The sequence below is a fragment of the Stenotrophomonas sp. YJH_SMC_105-26 genome (genome assembly GCF_059368915.1).
In genome coordinates this window covers 56465-66274 of the sequence record NZ_JCAFSD010000009.1, presented here as the reverse complement: position 1 = coordinate 66274, position 9810 = coordinate 56465, and the positions used below count along the sequence as shown (strand labels likewise).

Here is a 9810-nt window from a genome sequence, read left to right as displayed (position 1 = left end):
GGATTAGCGCGCTCCAGTATCGTAGGCGGCGAGATCTCGATCCAGCGACCAAATCAACACACGCGACATGGCATGGCGGTCGCGAGTTTGCTCCCATTCTTTGATGATGGAGAGGTCACTGAGGCTGACGCCTTCACGAGTTTGACGGTCTGACTTATTGCGTTGCGCATAGCCAGGGAAATCGCCAAGCCAGCGTAGAAAGACTTCGCTATCGGGAAAATAAGTTGTTCTAAAGGGCGCCTTGTTATTGAACGCCTGTGTAACTTGCTCGACGAGTGACTGAGCAAACTGGCGACGCAGACGGCCATCGACCAGGTCGGCAATATGATCACCAGTCTCCCAAATGGTAGCCATTGGCAAAAGGAAATAATCGCCTTGCTCAACCCGGACTACAAATTCGTCCAAGATGTTGCCTCGATCTTGATTGAAGCCTGGCACGTCCAAAACATTCAGATACACCGACGTATCCAGCAAGACGATGTCACTCATTGCTGGCTCCCGAACGCATCTTGGCCAGCCAATCCAGCGCACGCTGTTTGCGTGCATCACCCGTTGGGTGATACTTGACGAAGCGCTCCAACGCACCAGAGGTCATCAGGTGGCCCAGGGTGCCTTGAGCTATCAGTTCTGGATAGTCAGGAACATCGGCCAGGCGCACCAGGCGGCTGGCGCCGTCTTCAGGGTGGCGATAGCAAAAAACCACATCAGGTACAGCACTGTCCGGCAACGCATCCAGCATGGCTGGATTGTGGGTAGAGAGCAGTACGCGCAGGTTGCGCTGGCTAGCGATGTTTTGAATTTGTTGCAGCAGGTGGTGAGCCCGGCTGGGGTGTACGCCATTGTCGATTTCTTCGATCACCACCAGACTGCCTTCCGGGGCTGACAACATCGCAGCGGCAATAGCCAGAACGCGCAAGGTGCCATCGGAGAGCAAAGAAGCATCTCGCTGATCTGTCCTGCCACCAAAGGTCTCGGTGAGCTGAACCATCACGCCACCGCGCGGCTCCTCTAGGAAGGACAGGCCGGCGATATCTTGCTCGGGCAAGCTCTGAATGAAACTTAGAATGGCGACACGGTTGCTGGCATGAGGCTCATTCTGAGCTTGTTCCTCACGCCCCCACAGATTGAATAACACCGCCGAGACGTTGCGGCCGTTGCCTTGCAAGTCTTTGTCAGAGGGAAACGCATACTCACGCATTTGTGCTGGCACGGGATCGAGAAAAAGAATGGCAGCAAGCAATTGCTCCAAGTCTTTAGTAATCGGAGGAATTCGCTCTCGCGATGTTTTGTGCGCCGCGTCGAAAGTAGCTGGGCTCGTTAGCTGCGTGAATATTGCCGCTTGGTCAGTGCACGTCACACGTGGCTTTCTGCCGCCTTTTGCGAAGTTGTTGTACGCCACTCTGGCGTCAGTGCCCTGGCCATTTGAGGGTTGATCCATTGTGTACAGCGGCACAGAAGCACCTGTGTGAGTCAGGGTTTCCTCTGTGATATGCAGACCATCCGTGCGGCGGCCAATTCGCATACTGAGCTGATTCCACTCGGTGGCATTCGTATACGCGCCCAAACCAAAGGACTCGCCACGGTGATAAGCCAAATCCTCAAGCTTACCGCGCACGACTTGATCACCGCTTTGCACAGCAAACCGGATAGCCGAAAGTTTTTGCCCTTGAGCCAGCCAGGACAAGAGTCGCAAGCATTCGATGACATTGCTCTTACCTGAGGCATTAGCACCGATCAGTACCGTCAGTGCAGACAGCGGTAATGTTGCCTGTCGGTAGCTTTTGAAGTCTTCCAAAGTGATGGCCGTGAGCATGGTCACTCTCCTTTGAGCGCAAATGACACTTCGATCTCGGCATACAGCGCGAGCTGAGCCTTGATCTCGTGGAGCTGTTGAATCAGCGCGTCGATGTCTGCCGCAGAGGTCATCTTCACCGGCACGGCAATTGACTTGGTGAGCTTGACCGGTCCTTTTCCGCCGGTCTTGGCGCGCTCTTCTTCCATGCGCTGGCGAAGCCGTTCCTGACCCTGGCGTTGAATGAAGCGCTTAAGGTCTTCGAGAGTGCTGTTGATGTCGTAGTCGCGGGCCAGTAGCTTCTTGAGTCCGGCCAGATCCTGTGTAGCAGCCAGGGCGAGTCCGTCCAGCCGGTTCACGGCGTTGCCGCGCTCCTCCTGGGTGAGCTCTTCCCACTCGGGGATGCGCTGCAGATCCTCGACACCTTCCTTCAAACGCAGTTTTTGCTGGTCGGAGAGCGTGATGACCGCATCGCGCACGCGGCCCTTCAGATGGGTGAGCTGCGAATTGAAGTCGGCGGTGTGTTTGTAGAAGTCTTCTTTGCCCAGGCGCTCTGACAGGGTTCCCAGATCTTCGGCAAGTTCGCGGCGCAGCTCCCCTGGCACACCGGTATCCGGCAATGCCTCGATGTCGCGGCGATGAGCTTGCAAATCACGTAGGGTGGCGTCGAGCCCGTTGTCGAGCACCCGCTTCACTTCGAGGGCCCACTTGAGATTGTCGTAAATGGCGGAGGTTTCGGCACCCAGGCGCTGCGGGGCGTCGGAGGCATCGGTGAACAGGACATCGGCAATGTCCTGGTTCAAAGTACGGATGCGTTCGCTACCCGCCAGCCCAAGGCCGCTGAGCTTTTCAGCCAAGGAGCCGTAATCGTGCTGGAAGCGCGGGAAGTGCTTGGCCGCCGCCTTGCTGATCTCTTGCTCAAGCGGGATCACCATGTCACCGACCAGTTCAGTGAGCCGCTCTGCCGCCCGACCGAGCATTTCGATGGACGGGCGCTCGTCGCGCAGGGCCACGCCGATCTGCTTGAAGGAGTTGTTGGTCTTCAGGGCATCGATGGCCTGTTGCCCAGCGGCCGTGACTTCGCGTCCCGAGACCTTGAGCTTGATCTCTCCAGCCATAAGCATGGCCGCGACTATGTACCGCGTGGTGTCCGGCGACCACCCGAACGGGGCGCTGCTGAAGTCGTCGAGCAGGCGCTTGCCATCGACCGTGCCGCGCTTGTCGATGTAGTCGCGGATGCTGATCATCGCTTTATGGTCGGTTTTGAACGAGGCACGACCGGCCACGGTTTGCACCAAACCGAGCGGGTCCAGTGCACTGCTGATGGCTGCGGGGTTGGCGACTTTCAGGAACTTCTCGGCGGTGTCGGTTCCGGCGCGTACTGGGGCTTCGACATAGCGGTCGAAGACTTGGTCGGCCACATCGGAGAGCAGCTTCTTGGCGGCCTCCAACAGATCAGCATCCAGCGCCGATACCGCCGTAGCCTGGCCCCGGAAGACAAACGAGCCCGCTTGCAGGGTTTGCTTGATCTTGCTCTGCAGTTGGGTCGCTAGCTTGGCGGCGCGGTCGAGCTGGCCGGTGCAGTAGTCCTTGACCTCTTGGTCGGGCTCGTTGCGGTGCAGTTCGGCGATGCGCTGGCAGCGATAGATTTCGTTTGCCAGATCGTCGAGTTCGGAATTGGCGCGAGCCAAGAGCCCGATGACATTCCGGCCCGCGCGGCTGCGGGAGTCATCCAGCATCCGGTTCTTGGCGGTCTCGTAGTCGCTGGCAGGCACCAACTCGACAACGGTCTGGATGGTGCTCTGATCACCGGCCAGACTGGTGATGGCGCTGCCGGCCTGGACCTTCAGGCCCGTTGCGACGGCCATCGTGCCGTGGAGGGTGACACGGGGCAGCGGATCGAAGGTCTCACGCAGTGCATCGTTGAAGATGCGTTTCACGTCGACAGTGCGCAGTGCAATGGCGCCGCGCTCCTGTTCGATATCTCGCAGCTTCTCGCTGAGGAATACCAGGCTGCCATCCTTTTCGCCCAGCGGCACATGCACGTCGCCCAGCATTTCTTCAACGGCCTTCTTGACCGTGTCGAGCTGCGAAGCTGCTGTGACGGAGGGATGCATCAGGCTGGCGACGTTCTGCACTGACACCGGCAGGTTGCCCAGAATCTGCAGCACGGCGACGGACTTGGCGATGTCCTGATGGAGCTGCGAATCCGGGAAGCGAATCTGGACCTTGCCAACCGCTTGATGAATAGACGTGAAGGCGCGGCGGATATCCTTTTCCAGCTCGTCGTACAGGGTGACCGTGGTGGCGAGCCAGCCCACGGGCTGATCGGCCATGGCCTTGGAGCCGCCTTCACCCTTGAGGACATCCTGGATCACCTTGATCGCAGAGCGCAGGCCGATACCGCCAGTGGACTTGGCCAGTGCACCCAGCAGGTGCAGCAGGATGTCGAAGTGAGCCGGCAGGAATGGGTAGAGATTGGTGAAGCTCTCTTTGCTGAAGTCCGCGTCGTAATACTTGGCGTCTTGCAGCTTGGTGTTGTGCCGCAGCGCCTGGCCGTGGGCTTCGAACAGCTTGCCCAGCTCAGTCTCGCCAGCCGGTGATTTGCCGAGCAGACGTCGGTAGCAGATCTCTTTGATGTCGCTCGATTCCAGGTCGATCTGAATCGGAAAGCGGTCTTTCAGCTTATAGAGCTTGTCCGAGTTCAGCGCTGCGCGAGGATCGTCCTCAGTAAGGGTCTGCTGCGCAGTGGAGATGATCCAGGCCTTGCCATCGCCCAGCCTCTTGAGGTTCTTGGCCAGACCATCGAGGTTTAGGATCAGGTTGTCGCGCGAGGCTACGTACTGCCCAACTTCGTCGACGATGAAGATGATGTTCTGCTTGCCGCTCTTCTCGCGGACGATGTCGATCATCTCTTGCACGCGCTGGTCTTCGAACTGGAAGAAGCCTTCGGTGCTGGACGAGAATGACTTGGCCTCCGGGAAGAGTGCCGGGTACATCTCATGGGCGATCTTCGGGATCAAGCCATCGATGGCCAGTGGGTTGTTCTGCACGCGAGCCCAGGTGGCACCTGGTAGCGCCTGGGCGATGCGCTCATGGAGTTCGGGCGTGCGGCCGTCCTTCTCGACCATACGCTCAAAAGCGGCAACCTTCAGGTTGCGCGAGTAGCCGGCCCACTGCAGCACCTTGAAGTAGAGGACGGTGGAGACGTCTTCCATGGTGGCGCCGGCGAGCATTTCACTGGCCAGGTCCAGCATGACCACGGCGGCCGGGAAGCGCTGCGCCACGGTGCTGAGGAGAGCCTTGGTCTGCGGCTTGTGCAGGCGGTCCTGCAGGTATTTGATGAACGGAGTGCCGTCGATGGTGCGCTGATCATCAAACGCCAAGCCGAGGTACTTGGTAAACGAGCTCTTACCGGAGCCGTAAAAGCCCGAGACCCAAACGCCCACCTCATTCTCGCCACCGGACTCCATCGCGAGCTGCATGCGATCGAGGAGCTTGCGAAACTGCTCCTCAATGCTCTCGGTGACCACGTACTCGGAGATCTCAGCCTTGAGGCGGCCTTCTTGCGAGGCGCCATAGGTGATGACCTTCTCGATGGTCCGGTAGATGTCCTTGCTTGGGTCGAAGAGTGAGCGAATGGTCATATGGTTTGTCCCAGGGTTCTTTTGTCTGTTCAGCCGCCGACGTGAACGGAGCGGTAATTGCCGTCTTCCGGGTAGAAGCCGAGAAACTTCAGGCGTGTCTTGCCGGTTCGCACGCCGGGGTACAGAAAAATCGTCGGCACGTGAAACTTGCCCTGGAGCTGGCTTTCGATGGCGCCGATGCGCATAAACGGATGCAGTGCCTCAAGATCCGTTACCAACAGCAGCGCGTTCTGCTGGCCTTCGAGCGGCTGCAGGGCATCCTCCAGCCGCTTCAGCAGGCCGTTATCCGCCGTCAGGATGTCCGCCAGCGCCTTGTTGGTACGTGGCCAATCCAAGGGCGCTGACTTGTCCTCCATCACGCACAGCGACCAGAACGGGTCGTCTTTCAGTAGGGCCCAGATCTGTTCAGCGATGGAGAACGTGTGCACATCCCAGCCTTCCTGGTGCAGCTTGGCCACCCAAGCGGGCGTTTGCCGCTTCACCTCGAGGATTTGTTCTGGCGGGAAGACGAGGTAATAGATCGGTTCGAAGCTCGCATGACCGAGCTCACGCCCGTGGCGGATGCGCTCGCGCAACTCGTCGAAATCAGCTTTGAGTGAGGACATCGCAGAGCGCCTCCATGTCTTGTTGTTTCCAGCTGATGCGAATCACGTCGCCAGCAGCCTGGACGATGAGCAACCCCTTCAGCGAGAGCCGTTTGATTTCCTCCAGCACGTCTTCGCGCGCCAAGCCAAATAACTGCCAGTCTTCGTGAGTCAGCAGGGCGTTATCACCGACACAGGAAAAATGCAGTTCGTAGGCCAAGTACGCGGCCACGGCTGGCGAAATACGGAACGGCAGGATGCGACGGCTTGAGCGCAGTCCACGTTCGAGCATTCCGTAGTCGGCGCAGCATCCGGTCAGATAGGCGGAGACACGCCGTACAGTGGTTTCCGACCAGCGCTTGATGGTCTTGCCGTCATCAATGCCGCGCTCGACAAAGGTCCGCGCGTCTTCATTGGTGATCTGTGTGTATCCACCGGCGTATCGAGCCCAGTAAACATGGCGCACGAAGTCGCCAAGGATCGGGTTGGCCCGACTCGTAAAAACGAGCATGAGCTGCGTCAGGTCAGCCGTGGATATCGTTGCGGACAGCCGCTTGAGATGTGCTGCTGGTGCACCACCTGCCACGAGATAGCGTGGAGCGAAGCATTCGACGACGATGTTGCGAAGTCGGCGCGCGGTAACGGTGGGGAATCGACCCGATTCCAGTGCGACCTGATGCAACTGGTTCGCCGACATGCCAGGCGACCACAGGTCGAGCAGCGTCTTGGTTTCGTTGACGAGCCCAAGGCCTGCTTGCAACTGAGTCGTGTAGGGCGTGTTGTCGGCCACGATCACCCCACCAGATACGGATAAGTTTTGGCGTTCTGTGTGAACGCCGATAGATAGGCCGCAGCGATAGCCTTCAGTGTGTCGGTGGAATCGAGATCCTTGATGCCCCCGACCGCCGTTGGACCCACGCTGGAAGTGCCGCCCGTGGCAGCCAATCGCTTCAACGCATCAAGCGCAGCCTCTTTGCTTTGTGGCGCCTGGCTGGCGAGTTCTTCTCCCACGCTACTTTGCACGGTCGCGTGCAGGTCTTGCTCGACCTCTTCGGGCAACCGGAACAGGTGGTAGCTACCCACGCTCAAATGCTCGTCGTGCAATCGTCTGGCTGCTTCCAGCACACCGTGGTACTGAGCGAGGCGAGACGTTTTCGAGAAGACCGGCTCCAGGAAGAGCTTGTTTGATGCCTCATAGAACGCCGTTGGCCACCAGGCGTACTGAGCACGCTCGCCAAGGAAGCCGACAAGCATCCTCATCTGCAGCAATGTCGGTAGGTAGGATTCTTTCATCTCAATTCTCGTCATTCGTTTGTTCTACCGACGCGACCGGCGCCGGCAGTGGTAGCTATTGTTCAGTCACATTCCGCTCCTGCTCGGGCCGCATCCAAGGGTGCATACCCTGGTGCCAGCACGGCGTTCTTGACGCCGTACAAGGCCAAGTGGTCCTTCAGCCATAGTCTGTACTCCGGCCCACGAAGGCTGTGGTCTGCGGTGCAGTCGACGCTCCACTTGCGCAGGATGTAGCCGGCAGTCGCTGCCCGAAGCTTCATCTTCACCATGCCGCCAGTCATGCCGTAATCCATCTCCGCGATCTCGGGACGGGGTTGATTGGGGTGCGGCACCAACTCCAGTTCCACGATCCTGGTCCACTGGATGTCCTGATCACTCATCTCGTGGGGCGCCACTAGCTGCGCCTTAAGCGCCACCGGGCGCTTGATCCGAGTGATGACGAAATCCCGGAACTCCTGCGACTTTCGGTCGAATGCACGGACGTGCCAACGGAGGCCGTTGTCGATCAGCGCGAACGGGACGATCTCCCGTTCAGTGCGGCCACTGGAGATGGAGTGGTACTCGATGCCGAGCGGACACTCCTGGTGAATCGCACGGGTCACGCTCGCCAGCACATCCAGATCCGGATGCGTGAGCCGTGACGGGCTCTCGCTCATCACCCACGCCTTGAGCCGCATCGGCTCACCATCGCCAAAGCCCTGGGTCAGCCACGACAGCACCCGCTCTGGGGGAAAGTCGAATACGGGCCGGAAGTCCGGCCCCAAGACGTAGGACTTGCCCTTGGGGTCGTAGTCGATGTTGCCCGGGGCCAACTTCTTGTACAGCGCCAGATCCCTGGATGCGGCGGCGGACTGGATGCCAAACCGCGTGACCAAGTCCTGACGGCGTATCTCCCCGATGAAGCGCACGCGCAACTCCACAAACGCGAGCCGGTCGCGTTGTGGCTGGGTTAGATCTGCAAGCTGTTCGTTCGTCATCCGTGCGATACCGGGGAAAGATCACTCATCCGGGTCAGTAATTCCTTGTACGAACTCTAGGGGAAAGCCTGCGGTCTACCGGCAACCCCCGAACACTACCATCATGATCACACAAGGGCTGCATTTTAATAACCATCTCCGTTCGAGGCAGCCCATCCACCTGCAGATCTCTGCAGAGCGGCCATCAGGACGCTACGGCACCAAGATCACCACCATAACCAGCTGCTGCCGATGGCCCTCATCGCAACAGGGAGTCTTGAGCTTGTAGAAAAGTTGAAGCGATCGTACAGCACGCTTTGCAGCACAGATCCAACGCATCTGTGTGCCACATCGATATAAGTGCTTCGAGGGACCGCGTCCTGCCCGCTTGGCTCCTATGGCATCCAAACGCTCTGACCAGCAAGGCAGACGCGCCCCCGTCCAGATGGATCCAGCAGCAGCCAGCCCCCGATGGCATACCAGATGGCATACCAGCCAGGCCACAAATGAAAAAAGCCCTTGAAATTCAAGGGCTTAGTTCAAGTATCTGGCGGAGAGGGGGGGATTCGAACCCCCGAGGCGCTATAAACGCCTGCCTGATTTCGAGTCAGGTACATTCAACCACTCTGCCACCTCTCCGGGTGGTCCCCGGCGGACCGGGGACGCGCATCATACGAGGAAGTCAGGCCGACGACAAGTCATTCCGGTCAATGAAGTGAAAATTTCCTGGACGCATGCCTTGCCGGATGCCCGCAGCCCCCCGATGATGCCTGTCTCCCCAGCAATACCCCGCCCCTGCACACCATGATCGAATTCGGACACCTCACCCACCCCGGCCTGCGCCGCGAGCTCAACGAAGACACCTACTACGGTGACAGCGAGCTGGCCCTGTGGCTGGTGGCCGATGGCATGGGCGGCCACGCCTGCGGCGAGGTGGCCAGCGCGCTGGCGCGCGAAACCATCGTGCGCGAGATCCGCCGTGGCGCGCCGCTGGCCCAGGCCATCCGCACCGCCGACGAAGAGATCATCCGCGCCTCGCGGCGGCGCAACGACACCCTGCCGATGGGTACCACCGTGGTCGCCGCACGCGTGCAGGGCAATCGCTATGAAGTGGCATGGGTCGGCGACAGCCGTGCCTACCTCTGGCGTGACGGCCAGCTGGCACAGCTCAGCCAGGATCACAGCGTGGTGCAGGAACTGGTCGCGCAGGGCAACCTGACGGCCGAACAGGCACGCGCGCATCCACATCGCAACGTGGTCACCCAGGCGCTGGGCGTCACCGATCCGGCACATCTGAACGTGGCCACCACCAGCGGCGAGCTGCGCCCCGGCATGCAGCTGCTGCTGTGCAGTGACGGCCTGACCGAGGAAGTGGACGACCGCGGCATCGCCCGCACCCTCGCCTTCGAGGATGCAAGCGCACAGGAATGCGTGGACACGCTGGTCGCCGCCGCGCTCGACGGCGGTGGCCGCGACAACATCAGCGTGATCCTGGTGCGCTGCCATTAACCCGTAGATCCACGCCATGCGTGGAGGCG

General features: G+C 59.8%; 8 protein-coding genes and 1 tRNA gene. 1 reads left to right on the top strand and 8 read right to left on the bottom strand.

The features are described from left to right. Positions 1-3: 3 nt before the first annotated feature. From AC5P7F_RS17760 to AC5P7F_RS17725, 8 genes are all read right to left on the bottom strand, one after another. Positions 4-489 carry a hypothetical protein gene (locus AC5P7F_RS17760; RefSeq protein ID WP_032968944.1) on the bottom strand — a complete coding sequence of 162 codons (486 nt, stop codon included), beginning with the start codon at positions 487-489 and terminating at the stop codon, positions 4-6. Further along, positions 482-1813 (bottom strand): AAA family ATPase, encoded by a 1332-nt coding sequence (locus AC5P7F_RS17755; protein WP_004146423.1) that lies wholly within the window; start codon positions 1811-1813, stop codon positions 482-484. The genes AC5P7F_RS17760 and AC5P7F_RS17755 overlap by 8 nt, the downstream gene beginning before the upstream one ends. A gap of 2 nt (positions 1814-1815) precedes the next feature. Then, complete coding sequence (gene brxC / locus AC5P7F_RS17750; protein ID WP_004146422.1) at positions 1816-5439, bottom strand: BREX system P-loop protein BrxC; 3624 nt, start codon at positions 5437-5439, stop codon at positions 1816-1818. Between the two features lie 29 nt (positions 5440-5468). Beyond that, positions 5469-6044 (bottom strand): BREX protein BrxB domain-containing protein, encoded by a 576-nt coding sequence (locus tag AC5P7F_RS17745; protein ID WP_004146420.1) that lies wholly within the window; start codon positions 6042-6044, stop codon positions 5469-5471. Next, complete coding sequence (locus tag AC5P7F_RS17740) at positions 6025-6813, bottom strand: DUF1819 family protein (protein ID WP_004146418.1); 789 nt, start codon at positions 6811-6813, stop codon at positions 6025-6027. The genes AC5P7F_RS17745 and AC5P7F_RS17740 overlap by 20 nt, the downstream gene beginning before the upstream one ends. A gap of 2 nt (positions 6814-6815) precedes the next feature. Further along, complete coding sequence (locus AC5P7F_RS17735) at positions 6816-7316, bottom strand: BrxE family protein (protein ID WP_032968954.1); 501 nt, start codon at positions 7314-7316, stop codon at positions 6816-6818. 62 nt (positions 7317-7378) lie between these two features. Continuing rightward, complete coding sequence (locus AC5P7F_RS17730) at positions 7379-8293, bottom strand: helix-turn-helix transcriptional regulator (RefSeq protein ID WP_329765479.1); 915 nt, start codon at positions 8291-8293, stop codon at positions 7379-7381. Between the two features lie 527 nt (positions 8294-8820). Beyond that, positions 8821-8911, bottom strand: a tRNA-Ser gene (locus tag AC5P7F_RS17725). A 165-nt stretch (positions 8912-9076) separates the two neighbouring features. On the opposite strand from AC5P7F_RS17725, the gene AC5P7F_RS17720 reads away from it, so the two are divergent. Next, entirely contained in the window at positions 9077-9781 is a 705-nt protein-coding gene (locus AC5P7F_RS17720) for a PP2C family protein-serine/threonine phosphatase (RefSeq protein ID WP_014036153.1), read from the top strand. Positions 9782-9810: the final 29 nt, after the last annotated feature.

Coding starts and splice junctions, on each gene's coding strand:
- AC5P7F_RS17745 (WP_004146420.1), bottom strand. CDS start 6,044: ATGTCCTCACTCAAAGCTGATTTCGACGAGTTGCGCGAGCGCATCCGC.
- AC5P7F_RS17760 (WP_032968944.1), bottom strand. CDS start 489: ATGAGTGACATCGTCTTGCTGGATACGTCGGTGTATCTGAATGTTTTG.
- brxC (WP_004146422.1), bottom strand. CDS start 5,439: ATGACCATTCGCTCACTCTTCGACCCAAGCAAGGACATCTACCGGACC.
- AC5P7F_RS17735 (WP_032968954.1), bottom strand. CDS start 7,316: ATGAAAGAATCCTACCTACCGACATTGCTGCAGATGAGGATGCTTGTC.
- AC5P7F_RS17730 (WP_329765479.1), bottom strand. CDS start 8,293: ATGACGAACGAACAGCTTGCAGATCTAACCCAGCCACAACGCGACCGG.
- AC5P7F_RS17720 (WP_014036153.1), top strand. CDS start 9,077: ATGATCGAATTCGGACACCTCACCCACCCCGGCCTGCGCCGCGAGCTC.
- AC5P7F_RS17755 (WP_004146423.1), bottom strand. CDS start 1,813: ATGCTCACGGCCATCACTTTGGAAGACTTCAAAAGCTACCGACAGGCA.